We start from the raw sequence: 23634 nt of genomic DNA, 5'->3' as shown, positions 1-23634 counted from the left end.
AGCATGTGTGCTTCCAGGCGGAAGCACACATGCGGTTCACCCGCTGGCGCCGGATGTCGACGGCGAACAGCGGACCGCGCCGGTTCTACCACCGCCCGACCGTCTCTTGGCCGATGTCGATCCCGTGCCCCAACAGCGAGTCTTCCACGCTCCGCCCGGAGAGCGGGAACCGCGCGTCCATCATTACCACCAGCCGGATCACCTCGGGCGACGCGTTGAAGTAGCGGAACGGGCTGTCGGCCTCGCTGATGCCCGCGGGCTGGCAAGCCCCTGCCCCGCCCCGCCAACTGCCTCGACAGCGCCCGCTTCGCTGTTTCGGATCAGCGCATCCCGGCTGCGGCCAACAAGATCAGCAGGTTGAGACGTTTCACCTTTTGCGATGCGGTTCGTTCGGTATCGATCCATTCGTCGGTCGAGTGGCCGCGATCGCCCGCCGCCGCTCGTGAGATCGTGATTGCAGGGATGGACAGGCCCATCGGCACGTTCGAGTCGGTTGAACTGGCTGTAAGTTTCGGCGAGATTCCTTCTGCCTGGTAAGCAGCCACTGCCAGCCTGACGAGCGGGGCCTTGGCCGGGGTCGCCCCGGCGGGACGATCACCAACGGACGTCTTTTCCACCTTCACTGCGCCTTCCTTGACCGAGCGCGCGGCATTTTCCGCAGCAACCGAACGATCGACGATCGCTATGAAATTGCGCTCCAGCCGCGCCAGTTCGGTCGCACTTTCCGATCGCATGTCGACTTCCAGTGTCACCTCGCGCGGGATGGCGTTGACCGATGTGCCACCGCTGACCACGCTGCCACTGTAGGTCGTCTTGGGATTCGCCGGGACGGGAATGCCGTAGAGGCCCGTGATCGCCCCGGCCAACGCACCCATCGGGTTGACCAGCCCGAACGCACCGTAGCTGTGCCCGCCTGGTCCCGTGAAGGTCAACCGGTAACGCTTCGATCCGACACCCCCGATGGTGAAGCCGTCTTCCGCTGCTCCGTCGAGCGAGAAGAAGGCGGCGGCCCGACCCTTGTATTTGCCCTTGCCGAACAGGTGCCGCACACCGCGCAGATCGCCCAATCCCTCTTCGCCCACGTCGCCTACGAACAGGATGTCCATCGGGGTTGCGACCCTGGCCGCCGCCATCGCCTTGATCAGGCTCAACTGGGTCGCGAGGCCGGTGGAATCGTCTCCCACGCCCGGCGCGTGGAGCCGCGTGCCCTCCCGGCGCACCTTGATCGGCGTACCTTCGGGGAACACCGTATCGAGGTGCGCGGCCATGATCACCACCTTGCCACCCGGCGCAGCCGTGCCCCGGCGCAGGCCCAGCACGTTGCCCGCATCGTCAATTTCCACGTCGGTCAGCCCGGCGGCTCGGAACATCCCGGCATAGGCTTGTGCCCGGCGCGATTCCTTGAACGGCGGCGCGGGTATCTCGGTCAAGCGGACGATGGTTTCCACCCATTCGTCATGTTCGCGCTCCAGCGCCGCCACCGCCGCGCGGTAAGCGGGCTGCGCGCGGATGCTGCGGATCGTCGCAGCATCTGCCGGCACGGTGGGGGTTGCGGTCTGCGCCATAGCGGGACCGGCGGACAGCAATGCCGCCAACGCCAGCCCCAGCGCCCCTGCTCCCTTTCGCCCGATCATGCCTTCGCGCTCGCGAAACGCTTGGAACGGTAGGGCCGCGGCGCATAGCGCAGGTCGGGAACCCAGGGGAAAGTCGGCACGCGATTCCTGTTCTCGATGTGCACGATGTCCTGGTTGATCGCTCCGGGTGACAGCGCCATCAAGTGCGGATTGGCCAGCGGCTTCATGGTCGGGTTCAGGTAGCCGCACTTCAGCACCACGATCTTGAAGGCGGTCGGCTCCAGCCGTAGCGGGCGAAATGCCTCCGCCGCATGATAGGCCCGGCGCTTGGAGGAGAGGGTCATGGTGACGCCGTTGAACGCGATCACCGCTTCCCGCTCGGCCGGGTCGGTGACCGGAGACAGATATTTGACGGTCGCGGTTACCGGTACCGGGCTGCTGGCGATCGGATCGAGCGACCCGCCGACCTTGAGCGGGATCGTCTTGCCCACGCCCGCCGCATAGCAGGCATCGGTTGCGGGCTTGTCGGTCATGCCGCCCAGCAGGACATTTTGCGCCCCGGCCTTCAGGATTGCCTGAAGGAACAGCGACTGGTCGGCATTGCCACCGCCGCCGGGATTGTCGCCGGAGTCCGAAATCACGACCGGCTGGGTAGTGGCCGCCATCGCGGTGGCAATGGTTTCCTCGATCGTGCCGGTCGGGCTGCCGAACTTGAAATCGCGCCGCGCCTCCCAATATCGCGCGGCGAGTTCGGCGGCGATGCGCGCCTGCAAGGCGGGATCGGTGCCCGTCACCACCACCGACGCGGCCGAGCGCGGCTCATCCGCCCAGACATAGCCGACCAGCTGCGACACATCGAGCACGCCGGGCTGGCGGTTATATTCGCTCAGGTCCGACCACAGGCGACGGCCCGGATCCCATTCGGTGCTGCTCTGCTCGCCTGCCAGCCCCACCGGGATGGTCGCCCAGATGATCGCCGGGCGGATGCCGTAGCGAAGGCAGTGGGTCAGCATGTCGGTGGCGCGCATCGTATTCTCGACGCGATCGACATGCGGCGCGGTGCGGTAGGCGGTGATGGCGTCAAGGTTGTCGACGATCTTCTGGCTGATATTGCCATGCAGGTCATAGCTGGCCGACAGGATGCAATCCGGACCGACCACGGCGCGCGTCGCCTCATACCAGTCGCCCTCGGCATCCTGCATTCCGTCCACGAACATCGCGCCGTGCATGGCGAGGTAGACGCCGTCCAGTGGCAGCAGCGCCTTCAACCGGCCCAGATATTCCGCCTTCAACGCATCATAGGCATCACGCGCGATCGGTCCGCCCGATCCGGCATTGGCGACCAGGGTGGGCAGGAACGGCACGTCGTACCGCTTCAGGAAGGTGAAGCGTTCATTGTTGAGGATATCGTCGCCGCGCAGGACGTCGAAATTCTCCATGCGCGCGCGAATGCGGCTGTAGGTACTGCATTCTGACGCGATGCCGCCCACAGCGATGCGCGGCTGGCGTTTGTAGGGCGGCACGATCGCCGCCTGGGTGGCACCGCTCGCCCCGGCAATGGCGATGACCGACGCGGACTTCAGGAAGGAACGACGTTGCATAAGGCTGGCTCCGAACAGCTTGAACAAGGGGCTGTCCGCCACCCACGGTGCATGGCGGACAGCATGACGAAATCAGAAGGCGGTGCTGATCGAACCGGTGATGCCGAAGCCGCCGCCGATCAGATAGGTTGGCGCGGAACCCGCAATCGCCGCACCCTGTCGGCTGGCAGTGGTCTGCGCGTTGGAGGTGACCCCCTGGATGCCCGACAGGTATTTCTTGTTGGTGATGTTGGTCAGGTTCAGCTGCGCCTGCGGCTTCTTGGCAAAGCCGATCGACGGGAAGCGATACCCGATGCTGGCATTTGCGGTGGCGAAGCTCGGCAGAACCTCGTCATTCATGAAGGTCGAATATTGGTCGCTGATATAGGTGCCTTCGACCGAGGCGAAGAAGGAGCCGTTGTCGAAGTTCAGACCGGCCGAACTCACCCATTTGGGGCTCAGCACCGCGCGCTTGCCGGCGGTCGGCAGCAGCACGCCGCGCACGGGATAATCGTCCTTGGTCTCCGCATCCAGATATTGCCCGGAAATGTAGGGGCTGAAGCCATGCCACGGCACCAGCCCGATCTCCGCCTCGATCCCGCGTGCCGACTGCCCGCCGACATTGACCGCGAAGCCGACGCTGGTGCCGTTCACGATCTGGCTGCCCTGCACCAGCCGGTCTGTCAGGTCGTAGTTGAAGGCAGCCACCGTGAAGTGGAGCACCTCGCCATGATGGCGAAAGCCGATTTCCTGCCCGACGGAATATTCGGGCGTGTAATTGCCGGATGGGGTGCTTGACGCGATGCCGGTCGCCGCATTGTAGATGTTGACGTAGGACGACACGGCGGACGGTGCGCGGAACGCCGTGGTGATGTCGGCGAAGATCTGGTTCTGGTCGTCGAAGCTGTAGCGGATCGAAGCCTGCGGCAGCGGCCGCTGGCTCAGGCTCTCCATCCGCATCGCGGTGCCGGGTAGCGGACTCTTCGATACGCGATCGACCCAGACATATTTCAGCCCCAGGTTCACCAGCAGCTTGTCGTCGGCCAGCTTGGCGGTCATGTCCGCATAGGCGCCGTGTACGTTCTGCTCGATCCGCGCGGCGAAGTTGCGGAAGATCGCCCCGCTGTTGGTCAGCACCGATCCCCGGTCGCCATAGGGATCGCGCACGTTGCCGCTGGCATCGGCCGGCTGGAATGCCGCCTGCTCCTTGTGCACGAAGTTGGAATACCAATAGCCGACACGGAACTGCGCCAGCCCGACATTCCAGCGCAGATAGCTGTTCTGGCCATAGGTCTTCTGGTCATAGCGGTCGACGTTCATCACGGTCGCGACCGTCTGCCCGGCGGGTACGCCCGAGGCCTGCAACGGACCGGCAAATTGCGATCCGTAGTAAGCGGTCTGCAGGTTGAGGTTGCTGGCGCCGTTGATGATGCCATGCGTGTAGAGGAAGTAGGGCGTGACGACGATGTCGAGCTTGTCCGTCAGTGCGAAACTGGATGGCGCGCTGACGTAGAGGCTCTGGCGATCCGCGACGCGCAGCCTGTAGTAATTGGGGTTACCCACCCCTGTCACCGGGTCGACCGTGTAGCTGTTGTCGAAGTTGAAGCCGCGACCGAACTGCTTGTATTGCGCCAATGTCGGGTTGCGCGATCGGTCCGACTTTTCCTCGTTATAGGTTGCAACGAGCGAGATGGTGTCACCGCCAGCGAACTCCTTCACGAACTTGCTGTCGATATGGTGGCGTTCCGTCCGGCCCGGTCCACGCCAGCTGTCATTGTAGGTGCGCGATCCTGATATGAAGCCGCGAATGCCGGTGCCGCCGATCTCGCCCAGGTTGAGGCGCAGGAATTGACGGTTGAGGCCGTGATTGCCGACGCTGGCGGATGCGAAACCGCCCATCGCGCGCGACGGCGTAATCAACTCCTCCTGCAACAGCGCGCCGACCGAATTGTAGACGGGAGCGGTGATGTCGGTGGAACCGCGCGTCAGGTTGACCATGCCGATGTTCTCGGTATCGGCCCATTCGCTGGGAAAGGCGCTGTACGACAGCTGGTCGCCAATCGGCATGCCTTCGAAATTGAAGCCGAGCGATGTCTGGCTCAGGCCGCGGATGGTCAGGTTGGGCGCGCTGCCGAACGGATCGCCGCTGCCCAACACGACGCCCGGCAGGTTGCGGATCAGCGTGAACACATTGGTGGTGGATGCCTGGCGATCGATATAGTCGCGCGTGATGGTGCTGCGCAATTTGGTGCCGGTCTGAACCGACATCAGGCCGCCACCGGGCGTGGTGTTGGTAACGCCGTTGGCGGAGACACCGTGCCCCGTGACGACGATGTCCGTCGTTCCGGCGTCCGCCGTGCCGTTGAACCGGTCTCGGTCAGCCGCCGGCTGCTCCAAAGGCGCGGTGCCATCGGTGGTTTGCGCCTGCACGGGCGCCACGAACAAACATGCCGATGCCACGGAGGCGAGCAGCAGGCGTGTGCGATTGTGAGTGTTCAAGACGTTTCCCCTTTACCCTGTCGTACAATGTCCTTTCATTCTTCCTGCGTGCGTCTGGGCGATCTTCGTCGCCTCGGTTTATTCGATTGGGATCTAGGCGATTGCGAGCTTGAAGAAGCCACGCTCCGCGGCGATGCTTGCGGCTCCGACCGCCCAGGCCCGCTGGTCCAGGCGCATGGTGGTCAGGATAAGCTTGCGATTGTGATCCGGCATGACGTTCGCTTCCGCCGTCTGGCGCATCACGCGCACGTAAAGGCCGTCCGCCGGCCCGTCCGTCAGCGCCACCACGATATGTTCGGGATCCAGCGACTGTACGATCTGCGCCACCGCCAGCCCCAATGCGGTGCCCGCCCGGTGCAGGATATCGATCGCGCCACGTCTGCCTTGTGCCGCCGCCACCTCCAACGCCGCTATGCTGTCCGGCAGTCCAGCGTCACGCGCGTGCGCGGTAATGCTGCGAAGAGAGGCGAGCGTATCGAGGCACCCACGCTTGCCACATTGGCAGGGCAGACCGTTGGGCTCGACCGTGGCATGCGCAATTTCGCCCGCGCCGCCTCTTGCTCCGCGATGCAAATCGCCCTTGATAAGGTGACCGCAGCCGATACCCTCACCAACCGCGATCATCGTGCCCTGCTCGCAGCCACGTAGGCTGCCGAACAGACGCTCGCCAAGTGCCAGCGCATTGGCATCATTCTCGACGAAGACCGGCAATCCGGTAGCTTCCGCAACCATCGAACCGATCGGCAGGTCGCGCCAGTCAAGCAGGGTCGAGCGAACGCAGATGCCGCTGGTCGCGTCCACCACCCCCGGCACAGCCAGGCCGATGCCCGCCACACGCTCGCGGCGGTCGGGATGCGCTTCCAGCATCGCCGCCGCCGCCCGCGCAATCTCGGCCACGATCGCCTCGGCGCCACTGCCATGCGAAAATGTCGTCGCATCGAGCACCTCGCCATGCAGGTCGGTGAGCGTCAGGGCGAACGGAGCGGTTGAAAGCGACACGCCGATGAAGAAAGCGGAGGATGCGGACAAAGCCAGCCGCACCGCAGGCCGACCGGTGCCATACACCGTCTCGCCCTCCATCAGCATACCGCGGCCAAGGAGGTCGGCCGCCAGCGCCGACATCGACGCCTTGCTGATGCCAAGCTGCTCCACCAACTCAGTTCGGCTAAGCGGACCGAATTGGTTGATAAGGCGCAGGACGTTTGCATGCGTGTCGGTCAGCATCATCACCTCAGCGAGGCCAGATAGATCGCCGTTTGAACTAAGTGTCAACAACCAAAACCGACTAGCCTGACACTGTCTTGATTGCCATTCCGCGCCGCTGGCAAGTCCGGTGTTCGACGCCTGGATTGTTCCTTAGGTGAACTAAGCTGCGGCCGGCAGCCACGAAGAAGTTCGAGGGGCGGCCCTCTGCATCATTGGCAGGAGGCCTGGTGTTCCTACCGCCGTTGGTCATGGCCGATCAGTCGCCCGAGACGTCCTTTATCACGCGCGGGCTTGAACGCCGTGCAGCGCGCCTTCAGGTAGGTCGCGTCGATGATTGCTGCCCGCGGTTCAGCATGGCTCGCAGCCGGCCCCTCCATCAGCTAGCCGACATTTCGAAAACGAAAAGGAGGGAAGCATGACGCCTCCCTCCCCCGTGTCTCGAATCAGAACTGAACGGTGGTGCTGATCGCGATGTTGCGGCCCAAGCTGTCGTAGCGCTGCGGGATGGTATTCGTGCGCGCCAGGCTGATGTTGTACGAGTTGGCGATGATCGGCGGGTTCTTGTCCAACAGGTTGTTGGCGATCAGGCGCAGGCTGAACCGCTGCGCGATGTTGAAGGTCAGCGCCAGGTCGAAATAGCTCTGCGGCGCGATGTGATAGAAGGTGGTCTGCGCACGTTCGTCGGTACCGCCGATCGCCGGATCGCCCGAGTTGTTCGCATTGGTCAGAGAACCCGTATAGCGCCAATTGAACGAGGCGCTGAACAGGTTACCCGGCATCGAGTAGGTGGTGCGCAGCGTGTGGCTCCATTTCGGGAGCAGCGCACTGCAACCATTGCCGAAATAGCCGGTGCAATTCCGCTGCGGCTGATCCGGCGCATCCTGACCGCCCGCGAAGGTCGTCCGCGACCCGTTGAAGTCGAAGTCCAACCGCCCTGCGCTGCCCAGGCCGAGTGCATAATTGGCCTGGAAATCCCAACCACGCGCGATCGAGAAGTAATAGTTGGTCGTGCCCTGGCGGATGAAGCCGCTGGTCGCGTTGCTGTTCAGCGGCGCGTACAGCGTGCCGTTCGCAGCGCGAACGATCCCCGAGCAGAAATAGGGGTCGCCGCCCGAACGCTGACACCCATCGGTGTAATAGGTGTAATCGTTGTACGTCAGCGAGTTGTTGATCTTGATGCGATACCGGTCGACCGAGAAGGTCAGCCCACGAATGAAGCGCGGCTTGACCACCAAGCCATAGGTCTGGGTGTAGGCAGTTTCCGGATCGGCGGTGAACCCGCCCGAACGCACGGTACACTGGTTGTCCGGGCACAGCAGCGTGGTGCTGCCGTACAGTGCATCCGACAGGCCGGTCGCACTGCACACTTCGCGCGAGGCGATCGGCGCGCCGTAGGCGACGGCGCCGGTCTGCGGGTTCGTGGTCACGGTCGGCGCACAGAAGTCGTTCTGCGATCCGCCCTGACGGCTGTAGCTGATGTTGCTCGCCTGATAAGCCTCGACCACCGTCGGCGCGCGCTGGGCCTTGTTGAACGAAGCGCGCAGGGTGATGTCGGGCACGGGGGCATACAGCCCTTCCGCCTTCCAGGTCTTGAAGGTGGAGGGGTTGGAGCTGTACTTGGACAGGCGCCCGGCCAGGTTCGCCTGCACCAGATGCGCGAATGGCTTTTCCTGCACCAGCGGCAGCTGGAGCTCCGTATTGGCTTCCCACACATGCAGGCTGCGATCCGAATCGGAGCCGCTATAATCTTCGCGGAACCCTGCGGTCGCGGTCGAGAACTGGCGATCCTTGCGGAATTCGGCGCCAAGCGCGATCGCGACACCGTCATCGGCGAACGGCGAGGTGATGCCGTACTTGCCGAGGTCACCGGTCACGTTGGCCTGGACGTCGTAGAGGATGCCGACGGTCTTCTGGATCGCCGGCTCGACCCCGTTGTAGAAATAGTCAATCAGCGCCCGATTGTTGTTGCCCGCGCTGAACGCATCGAAGGCAACACAGTTCGGGTCGGTGCCGTTGAGCTTGGACACGCAGGTCGGCGTGCCGTTGACGTTGACGACGTTCAACGAACGGTTGACGTTGGTATAGTTGCTGAGGCGCGAGGAATTCCAGTCCTGCTGGTTGCGGGCATACACGCCGCCCACGTCATAGGTCCACGAATCGCCGAGCTTGCCGCGGATACCGCCGGTGGCGCGGATGCCTTTGTTCAGATAGCTGTCGACCTGATAGGGCAGACCGCTGAACCGGTAGCGGACGTCCAGCGGCACCAGCCCGGTCGTCGCGGTGCCGCACACGGTGGCACGCTGGCTGGCGGACATGAACGGGTTGTCGCAGTTCACCTGATACTGGCCGGCATCGTAGTTCGACGCGGCGAAGACACGGGTGGGGTAGCGGTTGATCGACTTGTCGCGGAACCACAGCGCGGAACCGTAGACTTCATATTCGGGTGCGAGCTTCAGCGTGACGAAGCCGCCGGCATTCACGCGGTTGAGCTTACGCTGATAGGAATAGCCGTCATACGGGTTGGCCGCATTGCCCGCGCCCGCTCCATAAGGAACGAAGGTGCGCGTGCCGTTGGGGTTGTTGACATACGCGCTGCCGCTGTTGGCACCCGAAAGCGGCGAAATATAGCCGCTGGGCGAATAAGACGACAGCGAACAGGACAGCGGACCATCCTTCGCTGCCTGCACCAGCTGGCACGCGGACGTCGAGCGTGCGTCGTACGGAATCAGATCCTGGTGCTTGTAGTTGACGAAGCCCGACACGTTCAGCGTGCCGTCGAACAGCCGCTTGCCGACAGTCAGCGTAACGTCCGTGCGACCGCCATCGTTGTTCCCGCCCCGCGGCGAGGAGAAACCGCTGGCCTGCGCCACCGGAGCGACGATGTTGGACGTGTTGGTGTGGTTGTAGAAATTGTAGTTGGCGTCGACCCGCACGCCGTCAAAGTCCGGCTTCAGGATGAAGTTGACGACGCCCGCGACCGCATCCGATCCGTACACCGACGATGCACCGCCAGTCAGGATGTCGACCCGCTCCAACAGGGACACCGGGATGATGTTGGTATCCTGGCCGTTCTGCGTTCCGATCCGTTTGCCGTCGATCAGCACCAGCGTCCGTTCGAAACCCAGGCTGCGCAGCTTGATACGCTGGCGGCCGTCCGAATCCTGGTAGGTCTGCTGATTGTCCGGCGAGATCTGCGGCAGGCGGTTCAGAACCTCCTCGACGTTGATCGGCGCCTGGGCCTTGATGTCGGCCGAAGTGACCGAGGTGATCGGCGCGGCGGAGGCCGTGTTGGGGCGTTGAATGCGCGTGCCGGTGATCACCACGGCGCCAACGTCGGCAGGTTCGGTTCGAGCATTGGCGACACCGGAAATGGCGTTGCTGCGCGTTGCCGAACTGTTGGGCACCTGCTGCCCCGGCGTCAGGCCGTCGGGAGCCGGCGTGGTCTGATCGGTGGCGGTCTGGTCGGCTGCGGGAGTGGTTACCGCCTGCCCGACGGACATTGGGCCAGTGGCCTGTTGCGCAGCTGTCGGGGCGGCGATGGCGAGTGCCCCTCCCAATGCGATCGACGAGACGGAATGCCGCAACAACATGAATGCCCCTTTGATGTTCAACGCACGATCATGACCGTCGTGCTAATCAAAACATGCTTTACCAATCACAGACGCTCGTCAATACCCGAATAAGACCTTTCCATTACAGTTTCAGGCGCACCATCGCTTTGGCGCCACAGTACGAGGGATGCCCAATGACCAGCCGACGTTCTCTGCTTGCCGCTTCGGGCGTGTTGGCGGTGGCCGGCCCGACCCTCGCCGCGCGCCGCCGTGCGGCGACGCCGGGCTCCGGCGCGGTTGTGCTGTCGACTTGGGATTTCGGCGCGGCGGCAAATGCGGCAGCTTTCGCGCGGATCGGCGCGGGGGGCACGTTGCTCGACGCGGTGGAGGCGGGCGGCATGGTGCCAGAGGCGGATCCTGCCAACCATTCCGTCGGCTATGCCGGCTACCCGGATCGCGACAGCCATGTGACATTGGACGCGGTCATCATGGACGACACCGGGCAGGGGGGCGCGGTGGCCGCGCTGGAAAACACGATGCATGCGGTGTCCGTTGCCCGGCGGGTAATGGAAAAGACTCCACACACTATGCTGGTCGGCGAGGGTGCGACCCGCTTTGCGCGCGACCAGGGCTTCCCGCAGCGCACGCTGCTGACGCCCGCCTCCGAAAAGGCCTGGCGCGACTGGCTGCGCACCGCCGATTACCGGCCGGAGGCGAATGTGGAAAATCGCGTGTCCCGTACGCCAGGCGGCGCGCTGGATCATGACACGATCGGCATCCTCGCGCGTGATGCCACGGGACGTCTGGCAGGCGCCTGCACCACGTCGGGCATGGCTTTCAAGATGCGCGGACGTGTCGGCGACTCGCCGCAGGTCGGCTGCGGCCTGTTCGTGGAGCGCGGCATCGGCGCCGCTACCTCCACAGGTTTGGGCGAGGAGGTGACGCGTGTCGCCGGCACGGCGCGCGTCGTTGCATCGATGCGGGCCGGCCTGACGCCTCAGGCGGCTTGCGAGGAAGTGGTCCGCCACATCGCAGTGCTGCGCGGCAAAGCGGCCCATGGGGTTCAGGTCGGTTTCCTGGCTTTGGGCCCGAAAGGCGATATCGGCGCCTTCTGCCTGCTTCCCGGCTTCACCTATGCCGCCACGGACGCGAGCGGGCGCACGACCGTGCACAAGGCCGACTCACTGTTCCAGGCATAACGGGAGGCGGCGCGATCCAGCCCGACGCCGCCCGCGCGAAGGCGACTTGGCCTATCAGCCGAGGGAGCCGGCGCTGGTCGCGGCCGACCTCCCCCTTGCGGCCGAAGCAGGGCTGGCCTGAACGGTGATCGGCGCGAGCGGGGCCGCGGGCCGGCTCGATCCGCCGTGCTTGCGGAATGGATCGCACATGCCCGCGCCTCCGATGCCCACCGACACGCTTACGCTCGCCCGCTCTCGCTGGGGCTGCACCGCTCCTTCGATCCGGTGCCGGATCTCGGCGACACGCTGGAGCAGGCAACAACATCGGTCTTCGACCGGATACTCACCTTCGGCGGCGCACCGAGCACCGCTGATCGTGTGGCGGAAAACAACTCACCCCGTCGGTCCGTGAGAGGCGGAACCTTGTTCCGGATTTGGCAGGCAGAACGGATGGCAACGGCCCTGTCAGCGAACGACACTATCGACGATACCAATGCATAACTAATGCCACCCTTCGCCGGAGAGCCGTAATGCAGGCCAGCACCTTCCCACGTCGATGGAGGGGTTTCGAGATTGCCGTGCCGACGCGCTTATTCCGCCGGGTTTGCGGCGATGGTAACCGGCGCCAGCAGGCCGGAAGGCGCGCCGGGCGCCGCCTCTACCAGCAAGGCAATACGCCGCCGTCCGCTTGCGGGGGGCAGGGCCACGAACAGGGGGGCGGGGTCGGCCGACGCCTTGTCCGCCAGCTTGCGCCCATCGACCCATAGCTCCGCCCGGCCGGCCACGGCGTCGAAGCGGATCACGCCTCCTTTGGCGGCCACCCTGCGCCACGGCGTAACGGCGGTGCGATAGACCCGCCACCGGCTACCGCCCGTGTCCGCCTGCGTCGCCCTACCCGGCTGCACGAACGCCCAACTGTTGTTGTCCCCATCCGTCGGCGCGATATTCGGGGAAGGCCGCGTCGCAAATGCCGGGGAACGGCGCCAGTCGAGCAGGCGCTGCACGCGCGGCGTGACGGCTACCTGCGCCACGGGCGCGGTCCGGGCCCGGTCCACCGTCACACGCGCCGGGCGCAGGCCGGGGGCGGTAGCGGTCAGGACCAAACGCCCCCCACCCTGCCCGGCACGAACGATCACCTGCGCCAATCCGTTGAACAGGGAGCGCGCATTGCCCTGTTCCGGCTCATGGCTGTTGGGATCGCCATTGCCCAGGCCGATGACCGCGCCCCCCTGGACAGTGAAGCGGGCGGGGAGGTTGACGGTCGGCACGTGCCGCCCACGCGCGTCGACCGCGTCCACCGTGATCGGCTGCACATCCTCCCCGTCTCCCGCCATGACGGTCCGCGCCGGGGTCAGGCGCAAGGCGACGGGATGGCCGGTCGTCTCGTGCGCGGCCACCGCGACGATACGGCCGCCCGTCCGCGCAACCGCCTCGATCCGGCCGGGTGCGTAGAGGACTGACCATTCATTGCCCATGATGCGATCGACCGCTTGCGTGCCCAGGACTTCGCCGTTCAGGCTCAACGCCACCGTCTCCGCATTGCACGACACGACGACCTTGATCGGCTGCCCCTCGCGTCCGGGCCATGTCCAATGCGGTGAAAGTCGGGCCACCGGCCGGTCGTCGATCCATTGCGCGCTGCGGATGTCGAAGGCGGTCTTGGGGAAGCCACACAGGTCGAGGATGCCGAAGAAGCTGGAGATGGTCGGCCAGTCGTACGGCGTCGGTTCGCCATGATAGTCGAAACCCGTCCACACGAAGCCGCCCGCCACGAATGGCCGCTCCGCGATCTTCTTCCACGTCGCACGGTGGGTGTCGCCCCAACTCGTCACCTCCGTGTCGTAGGAGGTGATGACGTGCGCCACCGGGTCGCTGTCATAGGCACCGCGCGTTTCATACGCGCTGGTGTCCTCCGAACTGGTCATCGGCCGGTTCGGATAAGCCCTGTGAAAGCGGTCATAATCGTCCTGATAATAGTTGAAGCCGGTGACATCGACCGCGCCCGATACGCTCACCGGGTCGAGGAAGGCGCCGTTCATCGCGGCGGTGACGGGGCGGCTGTCGTCCAACGTCTTCACCGCATGCACCATGCGGCGCACCATCTCCACGCCCGCCTCGCTGCCCTGCATCGGCTCCTCGTTGAACACGGACCACAGGATAATGCTGGGATGATTGCGGTCGCGCCGCACCAGCCATTGCAGCTGCGCGAGATAATCGGGCGCCGGGTTGAAGCGGCGATTCTCGTTCATGACCAGAAAGCCCATCCGGTCGGCCAGATGCAGCAGCTCCTCCGCGGGCGCCCCGTGGGAGCAGCGGATCGCGTTGCAGCCCATCGCCTTCAATCGCAACAGCCGCCATTCGAGCAGCGTATCGGGAACAGCGACGCCCACCCCGGCATGGTCCTGGTGCAGGCACACGCCCTTCAGCTTCACCGACCGATCGTTGAGCAGAAAGCCGCGATCCGCATCGAAGCGGATGGTGCGAAAGCCAACCGGCACACGTCGCTCGTCCACCGTCCCGCCATCGCGGATCACACGCACCAGCACCGTGTAAAGCATAGGTCGCTCGACGGACCACAACTCGACCCGGTCCGGGTTCAACACCAGCGCGGCCCGCCCCTGGTCCAGCGGCGACACTATCGTATCGGTCGCGTCCTGCGCGACGACACGCCCGACGCCATCCAGCAACTGCGCCTGGATCGTCACTGTCGCCGCATCGCGCGCGACGCTGTCCAGCGTCACCGCGACCGGCACCTGCCAGCCGTTCGCATGGCCACGCGGATCGCAATGCACACCGTCCGTGGCGATCGCGACCGGCGCGCGGCGGACCAGCCAAGCGTGGCGGTACAGCCCCGCGCCCTCATACCACCATCCCTCCATCGCCTCCGCATCGACGCGGATCGCGACCACATTCTCTTCCTCGCCGAACCGGGCGAATGGGGTCATGTCGATGACCACGCTGGAATAACCGGACCAGCTGTGCGCGACCTCGCTGCCGTTGATCCACACCGTGGCGTGGGAGGCGATGCCGTCGAAGTGCAGTTCGATCCGCTTGCCGCGATCCGCGGAGTCCAGCGTCAGGACGCGGCGATACCAGCCGATGCCGCGCGGGCGGTAGCCCTGACTGACGTTCGCGCTCTGCACGAAGGGCTGGGCGGCGGCCCAGTCGTGCGGCAAGCGGATGGGCGTCCAGTCGCTGTCGTCGAACGCGGCCGCGGCCGCACCGGGGGCATTGCCCGCCTTGACGCTGAGATAGGTCTCATGGTGGCCAACAGGGGGTGGCACCGGCACGTCTCCCGCGTGGAACACCCACCCCTGTTCCAGACGGACCCGACCGGGATCGACGACCGGCAGCGGAATGGGGAGGTCGGAGAGCGGCGCAGGCATCGGCAGCGCCCCCGCCCAGCCTGCGCGGCCTGCCCCTCGCGCCATCGCCACCGTCAGGGGCACGGGATCACCCAGCGCCGCGATAACCGCGCCGGACAGCAGGAAGGATCGGCGGTTCATGGCGTCACTCCGCGCGTGGGGAACAAGCGCCAACGGACGCTTACGGATCGCTCAGTTCCGCGACGAAGTCGTAGCTGTCGCCGCGATAATAGGACCGGGTGAACTCGGCCGCCCGCCCGTCCTTCAGGAAGGCTCGTCGTTCGATCAACAGGCCAGGCTGGCCCGTGTCCAACTCCAGCATGCGCGCGTAATCGACGCCGAATGGCACCGCGCGCAACCGCTGCAAGGCGCGAACCGGCCGATTGCCTGCCTTCTCCAACGCGGCGTACACGCTGTCGCACACTGCATCGACACCGGACAGGCAGTATCCCGCGATGGTCGTGAATTCCAACGCCATGGGCTGCTCGTCGGCATAGCGAATGCGGTGGAACCGATACACCGGCGCACCGGGCGACAGGCCCAGCGCCATGGACTCTTCCGGGTTCACCGTGCCTACGGAACGGCTGATCCAGCTGCTCGACGCCTGCCGTCCGCGTGCGGCCATATCCTCGGAAAAGGAGGTCAGTTTGGAAAAGCTCTTTTCCACGCGCCCGGCGACGAAGGTGCCCGCGCCGCGTCGGCGCGTCAGCAATCCCTCCTCCACCAGCCCGCCAATTGCCTTCCGCACCGTGATGCGCGAAATGTCGTACTCGGTCGCCAGGTCGCGTTCGGCAGGGATTGCGTCGCCCGGGGACAGCACGTCGCCGCCGATCGCATCGCGGATCAGGCTCTGAAGCTGGAGGTACAGCGGGGACGGATTGTCCCGCCGGAAACGGCCGATCTGCTTGGAAAAGGTCAACCCCCACCCCCTTGCTGCGGCCCAAACGGTGGGCACGGGCAAGAACCCGGTTCCGCATGACGCGGGTCAACCTAGACAATCCGCGCGGTGGCGACAATGCAACCCTTTCATGGCCCACATTGGTAATAGTCGCGGCTGTTTTGGCAAGTCCGCGCCGGCAATTCGGACGTTCGCCAGACCTTGCGCCTGGACCTACATTGGTACACTCTCGCACATGAAATACGAGAAAGGGAGCGGCATGGCGGCAACGAGATCGACATGGGGAGCGACGATCGCCGGAAGTATCGCCCTGGCTTCCGCGGCTGGCGCCGCATCGGCGCCGCGCGAAGCGGCGCTGCTGCCGCTGCCGGCGGCCGTTGAACACGCGGCGGGAGCGATCACCGTCCGCGCCGGCGCCCGCGTCGGCTATCCGTCGAACGATGCGGAGGCGGCGGATACGGCGAAACTGCTGGTCGAGCATGTCGGCAGGACGCGCGGCATCGCGCTGAATGCCGGACCGGGCGACGGCACCATCCAACTGGCCCGCGATCCCGCGATCGGCGGCCCGGAAGGGTATCGGCTGGACGTAACGCCGCGCGGCATCCGCATCGTGGCATCCACGCGCGCGGGACTGGTCCACGGCGCCATGACGCTGGCGCAGCTGCTCAGCCCCGATGCCCGCACGGGCCAGCCGGTGCGCGTGCCCGCCATGCGGATCACCGATGCGCCGCGCTTCGCCTGGCGCGGGCTGATGGTGGACACGGCGCGGCATTTTCAGCCGCTGCCCTCCCTATACCTGATCGTTGACCAGATGGCGGCGGTGAAGCTCAACACGCTGCACCTGCACCTGACCGACGACCAGGGGTGGCGGTTCGAGGTAAAGCGCTATCCCAAGCTGACCGAGGTCGGCGCGTGGCGCATCGCCCCCTCCACCGGCGGCCCCGCCCCGGCCGAGCGGGTCGGCGGTTTCTATACGCAGGCGGAACTGCGCGACCTCGTCGCCTATGCCGCCCGGCGCGGCATCGTCATCGTGCCGGAAATCGACCTGCCCGGCCATGCCCAGGCGCTGGTCGCCGCCTATCCGGAGATCGGCGTCATGGGGGACACCCCGGCGGTCGGCCACGATTGGGGCGTCAACCCGCATCTGCTCGATCCCGGTCCCAAGGGCGTCGGGTTTGTCGAAGGCGTGCTGGATGAACTGATCGACATATTTCCCGGCACCTTCATCCACCTCGGCGGGGATGAGGCGGTCAAGGACCAGTGGGAACGATCGCCCGCCGTGCAGGCGCGGATGAAGGCGCTGAACATCACCACCGAGAACGCGATGCAGAGCTGGCTGATCGACACGTTCGGGCAGTATCTCGCGACAAAGGGGCGACGGCTGATCGGCTGGGATGAGATCCTTGAGGGCGGCCTGCCCCCGTCAGCCTCCGTCATGTCGTGGCGTGGCGAGAAGGGCGCGGTGGACGCGGCAAACCAGGGTCACGACGTCGTGCTGTCCCCCGCGCCGACCCTGTATCTCGACAGCCTGCAAAGCGATCACGGCGACGAGCCGCCCGGCCGCCTGTCGATCCAGACCTTGGCCGACGTCTACGCCTACGAACCCATGCCGGCGGGCATCGACCCGGCCAAGGCGAAGCACGTGCTGGGCGCGCAGGCCAATGCCTGGGCCGAGTATCTTGCCACCCCGTTCCAGATGCAGCACGTCATCTTCCCGCGCATCGGCGCGCTGGCGGAAACCACCTGGTCACGGGCACCGCGCGATTTCGCCGGCTTTACCCGCCGCCTGACTCCGCAGATGGCGCGCTGGCGCCGGGCGGGGGTTGAGGTCGCGGACAGCGCGTTTGCCGTGAACTACACGCTCGGCGGTACGGCGGGCGACGCGCTCCGCAAGAACAAGGTTACGGTGTCGCTCGCCACGCAGGCGCCGACCGCCGGCACGTTGCGCTACACGCTGGACGGCAAGGTGCCGACCGCCCGATCCCCCCGCTACGTCCGTCGGCTGACGCTGACGCCCGGGGCGACGATTCGTGCGGCAGTGTTCGGCGCGGATGGCCGGCCGGTCGCTGCGCCGCGCGCTTTCGCGACCGATCGCGCGGCGTTGCTACGACGCACCTCGTCCGAGATGGTGTCGTGCCCGCGTGGCGCGCTGGGCCTGCGGGTACCGCTGACGTCGGAGGCGACCGACAATGCGCCGGTGTACAACATCAACCTGTTCGACACCTGCACCGCTTACCCCGCCGCGCCGCTGGATGTGGCGGGCGGCTTCAGCGTCGACGTGGCGCGCCTTGCCCGTCATTACGGCTTGGCGCATGAGGCGGGCGCGGTGCGTCAGCATTACAACGTCACCGATCATGGCGAACTGCTGGTGCTGGTCGGCTGCCAGGCGGGGCGCAAGGGCCCGCCGGACAAGGGCGCGCCGAAGCCGGTGATTGCGGCATCCTTTCCCCTCCCCGATCCGGCCGCCTCCCCGACCCGAATGCGCTTTGCCGGCACGCTGCCGAAGGCGGACGGCGACCGGGACATCTGTTTTCAATTCACCTCCCCGACCAGCGAACCCTTCTATACGGTCGGGTCGGTGCAGCTGGAGGAGCGGCACTGATGCGCCGGCATGGCAAGATCTGGGCGCTGGTGGCGCCGATGCTGCTGGCGAGCACGGCGGCCACGGCCGCGCCGCGCACGATGACGTCCCTCGACGATGGGTGGCAGGCGCGGATCGCGCCGACCGACGCCGCAACGATTGCGGCCCACCGCCGTGAGGGACGGTGGTTCACCGCCCATGTTCCCGGCAGTGTGCAACAGGATCTGATCGCTGCGCATCGCATTCCCGATCCGTTCAAGGGGCTGAACGAAGCGGCGGTCCAGTGGGTCGGCCGCGCCGACTGGCAGTATCGCCGCACCCTGCGGGTCACGCCGGCGATGCTGGCGCGCGACCACCTGGATCTGGTGTTCGACGGTCTCGATACCTTTGCCACCGTGTCGATCAACGGGCATGACGTGTTGAAGGCGGACAATGCGCATCGCCGCTGGCGGGTCGCGGCCAAGCCGTTGCTGCGCGCTGGCGACAATATCGTCACCATCACCTTTGCCGCGCCGATCCGCGCCCTCCAGCCGATGGTGCTGGCGGAGGCGCACTCGCTGCCGGGCGAATATGATTCGGCGTTCGGAGACGAGCCCAAGCGACGCCAGACCTCGCCCTATATCCGCAAACCCAAATATCATTATGGATGGGATTGGGGGCCGCGCATCCTGAACGTCGGCCCGTGGCGGCCGATCCGGTTGGACGCCTGGGACGAGGCGCGGATCGAGAGCTTCCGCGTCGATCAGGACACGCTGAACGATGCCGAGGCGCGGCTATCCGGCAAGGTCGCGGTGATGAGCGGCCGCACCGGGACCGCGACAATCCGCGTAGCGGTGACCGGCCCAGACGGCCAGCAGGTCGAGGCGCGGACCGATGCGGCGCTGGTGCCGGGCCTCAACCAGATTACCGTGCCGCTGGCTGTGGCGGCCCCGCAACGCTGGCAACCGATAGGCTATGGCGCGCAGCCCTTGTACCGCGCGACGGCGGTCTTGGAACGGGCGGGAGCGGCCACGGACACGGCCCGGCGTCGCATCGGCCTGCGCACCGTGGAACTGATCCGGGGCACGGGCTCCGATCGGGGCGCCTTCGGCTTCCGCGTCAACGGGCTGCCCATCTTCGCCAAGGGCGCGAACCTGATCCCGTTCGACAGCTTTCCCGCGCGCGTCACGCCCGCGGCCATGCGGACCGTTCTGCAGGGCGCGCGCGACGCCAACATGAATACCATCCGGGTATGGGGCGGCGGCTATTACCTCGACGACGCCTTTTACGACATGGCCGACGAGATGGGGCTGATGATCTGGCAGGACTTCATGTTCGGCGGAGCGGTGACGCCGCCGGACGCGGCGTTCCGCGAGAATGTCCGCATCGAGGCGGAGGAGCAGGTCGAGCGCCTGAACAACCACCCGTCGATCATCGGCTGGAACGGCGGCAACGAGGTTCTGTCCGGCTGGGAAAACTGGTCGGATCGCAAGGCGTACAAGCGCGCGATCGGCGCGGATGGACAGGAGCGCGTGGGCACCGGCATGGCGGTGCTGTTCGACCGGGTGCTGCGCGATGCGGTGCTGACCCGATCGCCCGGATCAACATATTGGGCGGGGTCGCCGTCGACCGACTATGATGGTCCGGTCGACACCGATGCGTCCGGCGACCGGCATTTCTGGGATGTATGGTCGGGGTCGAAACCGGTCGAGAACTATCTCGACAGCTGCCCGCGCTTCATGTCCGAATATGGGTTCCAAGGCGCACCGGGACTGGCCACGATCCGCGACTTTGCAGGTGCCGGCCCACTGTCGCCCGACAGCCCGGTGATGAAGGCCCACCAGAAATTCCTGGACGGCGAGGGCAACGAACGGCTGTTATTCTACATGCGCGCGCGCCTAGGCGAGCCGAAGGATTTTGGCGATTTCGTGTATCTCAGCCAGGTCGATCAGGCGCAGGCGATCCAGATGGCCGCGCTGCACCATCGCGCCTGCCGGCCGGTGACGATGGGGTCGCTGTTCTGGCAGATCAACGATGTCTGGCCGGCAATCTCCTGGGCCAGCATCGACCACCAGGGCCGGTGGAAGCTGCTCCAATATGCCGCACGCCGCTTCTTCGCGCCGCAGGCGATCGTCGCGGAGCATCGTGGCAACGCGACCCGCCTGTCGCTGGTGTCCGACGCGACGCAGCCGCTGCCCGCCCGGTGGACCATCCGGTCGTTCGCGATGGACGGCACGCCGCTGAAGGAGAATGGCGGCACCGTCACGCTGCCGCCGTTGTCCGCCATTCCGGTGCCGACGCTGACCGACGATGCGCTGTTCGGCGGGGCAGACCCCGCCGCCAGCTACGCGGTTGCGGAGATGATCGTCGGCGATACGGTGGCCAGCCGCGCCATCGTCGAGCGCGGCGTGCCCAAGGACATGCGCTATCCCGATCCGGGGCTCACCGCGACGTGGACGGACAAGCAGGTGACGGTGACGGCCAAGCGGCTGGCGCGGGCGGTGATGCTTGATTTCGGCGCAATGCCAGCCCAGCCGTCCGACAACGGCTTCGACCTGCTGCCGGGCGAAAGCCGTACGGTGACGGTTGCCGCCGATGCCACGCCGGCAGCACTGGCAAGGGCGCTGACGCTGCGCTCGCTGGGGTCGCGCCGATGATCTGGATGCTCCTCGCCGCACAGGCTTCCGACCCGGTCGCCTCTGCCGTCGCCGCGATGACGCCGGAGCAGAAGGCCGCCCAACTGCAAAGCAGCGCGCCGGCCGACCGCCAGGCCGGCCTGCCCGCCTATGACTGGTGGAACGAGGGGCTGCACGGGCTGGCGCGCGACGGCATCGCAACCGTGTTCCCGCAGGCGATCGGCATGGCCGCAACCTGGGACACGGGGCTGATCCGCCGCATCGGCGACGTGGTATCCACCGAGGCGCGGGCGAAGTTCAACGCCCGGCCGGTGGGTGCCGACCGGCGCATATACCAGGGGCTGACCATCTGGTCGCCCAACATCAACATCTTCCGCGATCCGCGTTGGGGCCGGGGACAGGAAACCTATGGCGAAGACCCGTATTTGACGGGCAGCCTGGGCGTATCCTTCATCACCGGGCTGCAAGGTCCCGACCCCCTGCACCCCAAGGTGATCGGCACGCCCAAGCATTTCGCGGTGCACAGCGGGCCGGAGGCGGGACGCGACGGGTTCGACGTCGATCCCAGCCCCTACGACCTGGAGGCGACATATCTGCCCGCGTTCCGGATGGCGATGACCGAGGGCAAAGCGCGTTCGCTGATGTGCGCGTACAACTCCATCCACGGCATCCCCGCCTGCGCCGATGGCGCGCTGATGAACGCGCGGCTGCGGCGCGACTGGGGCTTTACCGGCTTCACCGTGTCCGATTGCGACGCCGTGTCGAACATCCAGCTGTTCCACCATTACCGCATCGACGGCGCGGGTGCGGCAGCGGCGGCGGTGCGCGGCGGCACCGACCTGAATTGCGGGACCGCTTTTGCAGCACTGCCGGAAGCGTTGGCGAAGGGGCTGGTGTCGCAGGCGGAGGTGGACACGGCGCTGACCCGTGCGCTGACCGCGCGCCGGGATCTGGGCATCGCGTTCGGCGCGACCAGCCCGTGGCGCAACATCCGCGCCGATCAGGTGGACACGCCCGCGCACCGCGCGCTGGCGCTGGAGGCGGCGCGCAAGTCGATCGTGCTGCTCCAGAACCGGGGCGACCGACTGCCGATCAGGCCCGGCGCACGGATTGCCGTGATCGGCGCCGATGCCGACGATCTGAGCGTGCTGCAGGGCAATTATCACGGCACCGCCGCCGCGCCCGTCACCCCGCTCGACGGCATTCGCGCGCGCTTCGGCGCCGCGAACGTCCGCTACGCGCAGGGGTCGGTGCTGGCCGATGGCGCCCCCGTTGTGGTGCCGGAAACAGCTTTACGCTCCGATGGCTCGCCGGGGTTGAAGGCGGAGTATCTGTCGTCCACCGGTCAGGTTATCGTAAGCCGGCGGGAGCGGCGCATAGACATTGACCACAACCGCGCGGCGCCCCTGTCCGGCTTGGGCGAGCAATGGCGCGTTCGCTGGACGGGTAAACTGGTTCCGCCCGGCCTCGGCGGCTACCGTCTGGCGGTCGATGTGCCGGCCTGCTGGAAATATTGCAAAAGCCACGACGCGGTACGGATGTGGCTGGACGGCAAGCCGGTCGCGGCGGGCGAGGTCGCCAACGGCCGTGTCGAGATCCCCTTCGACAGCGATGGGCGACCGGTGCCGATCCGCCTGGAACTGGATCACGTCAGCGAGGACGAAGGCATTCGCCTGTTGTGGCTGCCTCCGGCCGAGCCGCTGCTGAAACAGGCGGTCGATGCGGCGAACGCGTCCGATGTGATCGTCGCCGTCGTCGGCCTGTCGCCCGATCTGGAGGGTGAGGCGTTGCAGGTCAGCGTCCCCGGCTTCGTCGGCGGCGACCGCACCGACATCGCCTTGCCCCTCGTTCAGCAGCGCATGCTCGCCGCATTGAAGGCAACGGGCAAGCCGATGGTGATCGTGCTGACCAGCGGCAGCGCGGTGGCGATCGACCCGGCCGCCGCCGACGCGATCCTGGCCGCCTGGTATCCGGGCCAAGCGGGCGGCACCGCCATTGCCGACACGCTGGCGGGCGTCAGCAACCCATCGGGGCGCCTGCCTATCACCTTCTACCGCCGCACGGAGGACCTGCCGGCGTTCGTCGATTACGGCATGAAGGAGCGGACCTACCGCTATTTCACCGGCACGCCACTCTGGCCGTTCGGGCACGGGTTGAGCTTCACCCGCTTCGCCTATGCCGCCCCGCGGACCAGCCTCACCGTGGAAGCGGGCCGCAGCGCGACGGTGGAGGCCACCGTGTCCAACACCGGCGGCCGCGCCGGCGAGGAGGTGGCGCAGGCTTATCTGGTGCCTTCGGCCCGTGCGAGAGGCGGGCTGACCACGCCCGTGCTGCAACGGCAGCTGGTCGGCTTCCAGTGCGTGCCACTGAAGCAGGGCGCACGCGGCACCGTCCGCTTCATCCTCGACCCGCGCGCGCTGAGCATCGTGGCGCGGGACGGCACCCGGTCGGTGGTGCCGGGCGCGTATCGGCTGTTCATCGGCGGCGGACAGCCGGACGATGCGCCGGGCGTGTGGATCGACCTGACCATCACCGGGACCGCAACGGAGCTGCCGAAGTGATCGTGAATCGCCGCACCGCCCTGACC

12 protein-coding genes are annotated in these 23634 nt (G+C 66.4%); 5 read left to right on the top strand and 7 right to left on the bottom strand.

The annotated features are described in order from the left end of the window. Window positions 1-320: 320 nt before the first annotated feature. The 5 genes from Q0D93_RS06795 to Q0D93_RS06775 form a co-directional block, all read right to left on the bottom strand. Window positions 321-1634 (bottom strand): M20/M25/M40 family metallo-hydrolase, encoded by a 1314-nt coding sequence (locus tag Q0D93_RS06795; RefSeq protein WP_294392269.1) that lies wholly within the window; start codon window positions 1632-1634, stop codon window positions 321-323. Next, a complete protein-coding gene (locus tag Q0D93_RS06790; RefSeq protein ID WP_294392267.1) occupies window positions 1631-3175 on the bottom strand; it encodes a M81 family metallopeptidase in 1545 nt (514 codons plus the stop codon). The genes Q0D93_RS06795 and Q0D93_RS06790 overlap by 4 nt, the downstream gene beginning before the upstream one ends. A gap of 72 nt (window positions 3176-3247) precedes the next feature. Continuing rightward, a complete protein-coding gene (locus Q0D93_RS06785) occupies window positions 3248-5653 on the bottom strand; it encodes a TonB-dependent receptor (protein WP_294392265.1) in 2406 nt (801 codons plus the stop codon). Between the two features lie 93 nt (window positions 5654-5746). Continuing rightward, on the bottom strand, window positions 5747-6877 hold the full coding sequence (locus Q0D93_RS06780; protein ID WP_294392263.1) for an ROK family transcriptional regulator: 1131 nt from the start codon (window positions 6875-6877) through the stop codon (window positions 5747-5749). Window positions 6878-7302: 425 nt separating this feature from the next. Further along, window positions 7303-10449 carry a TonB-dependent receptor gene (locus tag Q0D93_RS06775; RefSeq protein WP_294392261.1) on the bottom strand — a complete coding sequence of 1049 codons (3147 nt, stop codon included), beginning with the start codon at window positions 10447-10449 and terminating at the stop codon, window positions 7303-7305. 155 nt (window positions 10450-10604) lie between these two features. On the opposite strand from Q0D93_RS06775, the gene Q0D93_RS06770 reads away from it, so the two are divergent. Then, window positions 10605-11609 carry a N(4)-(beta-N-acetylglucosaminyl)-L-asparaginase gene (locus Q0D93_RS06770; RefSeq protein WP_294392259.1) on the top strand — a complete coding sequence of 335 codons (1005 nt, stop codon included), beginning with the start codon at window positions 10605-10607 and terminating at the stop codon, window positions 11607-11609. A 165-nt stretch (window positions 11610-11774) separates the two neighbouring features. Further along, on the top strand, window positions 11775-12089 hold the full coding sequence (locus Q0D93_RS06765; protein ID WP_294392258.1) for a copper homeostasis protein CutC: 315 nt from the start codon (window positions 11775-11777) through the stop codon (window positions 12087-12089). 89 nt (window positions 12090-12178) lie between these two features. On the opposite strand, the gene galA is transcribed toward Q0D93_RS06765, so the two are convergent. Continuing rightward, a complete protein-coding gene (galA, locus tag Q0D93_RS06760) occupies window positions 12179-15094 on the bottom strand; it encodes a beta-galactosidase GalA (RefSeq protein ID WP_294392257.1) in 2916 nt (971 codons plus the stop codon). 40 nt (window positions 15095-15134) lie between these two features. Continuing rightward, complete coding sequence (locus Q0D93_RS06755; RefSeq protein WP_294392255.1) at window positions 15135-15872, bottom strand: GntR family transcriptional regulator; 738 nt, start codon at window positions 15870-15872, stop codon at window positions 15135-15137. Window positions 15873-16110: 238 nt separating this feature from the next. Between Q0D93_RS06755 and Q0D93_RS06750 the strand changes: the two genes are divergently transcribed. The 3 genes from Q0D93_RS06750 to Q0D93_RS06740 are packed head-to-tail and all read left to right on the top strand — an operon-like array spanning window position 16111 to window position 23608. Next, on the top strand, window positions 16111-18453 hold the full coding sequence (locus Q0D93_RS06750; protein ID WP_294392252.1) for a family 20 glycosylhydrolase: 2343 nt from the start codon (window positions 16111-16113) through the stop codon (window positions 18451-18453). Continuing rightward, a complete protein-coding gene (locus Q0D93_RS06745) occupies window positions 18453-21068 on the top strand; it encodes a glycoside hydrolase family 2 protein (RefSeq protein ID WP_294392250.1) in 2616 nt (871 codons plus the stop codon). Before Q0D93_RS06750 ends, Q0D93_RS06745 begins: the two co-directional genes overlap by 1 nt. Next, entirely contained in the window at window positions 21065-23608 is a 2544-nt protein-coding gene (locus tag Q0D93_RS06740) for a glycoside hydrolase family 3 C-terminal domain-containing protein (protein ID WP_294392248.1), read from the top strand. The genes Q0D93_RS06745 and Q0D93_RS06740 overlap by 4 nt, the downstream gene beginning before the upstream one ends. Window positions 23609-23634: the final 26 nt, after the last annotated feature.

It is taken from the genome of uncultured Sphingomonas sp., assembly GCF_934560975.1.
Lineage (GTDB): Bacteria > Pseudomonadota > Alphaproteobacteria > Sphingomonadales > Sphingomonadaceae > Sphingomonas_I.
Note: the sequence above shows the minus strand (reverse complement) of the source record. Positions and strands in the feature narration are given on the sequence as shown.

What these genes read in the sequence shown, in the direction of transcription:
- Q0D93_RS06740 (WP_294392248.1), top strand. Translation starts at nt 21,065, where the DNA reads ATGATCTGGATGCTCCTCGCCGCACAGGCTTCCGACCCGGTCGCCTCT.
- Q0D93_RS06780 (WP_294392263.1), bottom strand. Translation starts at nt 6,877, where the DNA reads ATGCTGACCGACACGCATGCAAACGTCCTGCGCCTTATCAACCAATTC.
- Q0D93_RS06775 (WP_294392261.1), bottom strand. Translation starts at nt 10,449, where the DNA reads ATGTTGTTGCGGCATTCCGTCTCGTCGATCGCATTGGGAGGGGCACTC.
- Q0D93_RS06745 (WP_294392250.1), top strand. Translation starts at nt 18,453, where the DNA reads ATGCGCCGGCATGGCAAGATCTGGGCGCTGGTGGCGCCGATGCTGCTG.
- Q0D93_RS06750 (WP_294392252.1), top strand. Translation starts at nt 16,111, where the DNA reads ATGGCGGCAACGAGATCGACATGGGGAGCGACGATCGCCGGAAGTATC.
- Q0D93_RS06770 (WP_294392259.1), top strand. Translation starts at nt 10,605, where the DNA reads ATGACCAGCCGACGTTCTCTGCTTGCCGCTTCGGGCGTGTTGGCGGTG.
- Q0D93_RS06795 (WP_294392269.1), bottom strand. Translation starts at nt 1,634, where the DNA reads ATGATCGGGCGAAAGGGAGCAGGGGCGCTGGGGCTGGCGTTGGCGGCA.
- galA (WP_294392257.1), bottom strand. Translation starts at nt 15,094, where the DNA reads ATGAACCGCCGATCCTTCCTGCTGTCCGGCGCGGTTATCGCGGCGCTG.
- Q0D93_RS06790 (WP_294392267.1), bottom strand. Translation starts at nt 3,175, where the DNA reads ATGCAACGTCGTTCCTTCCTGAAGTCCGCGTCGGTCATCGCCATTGCC.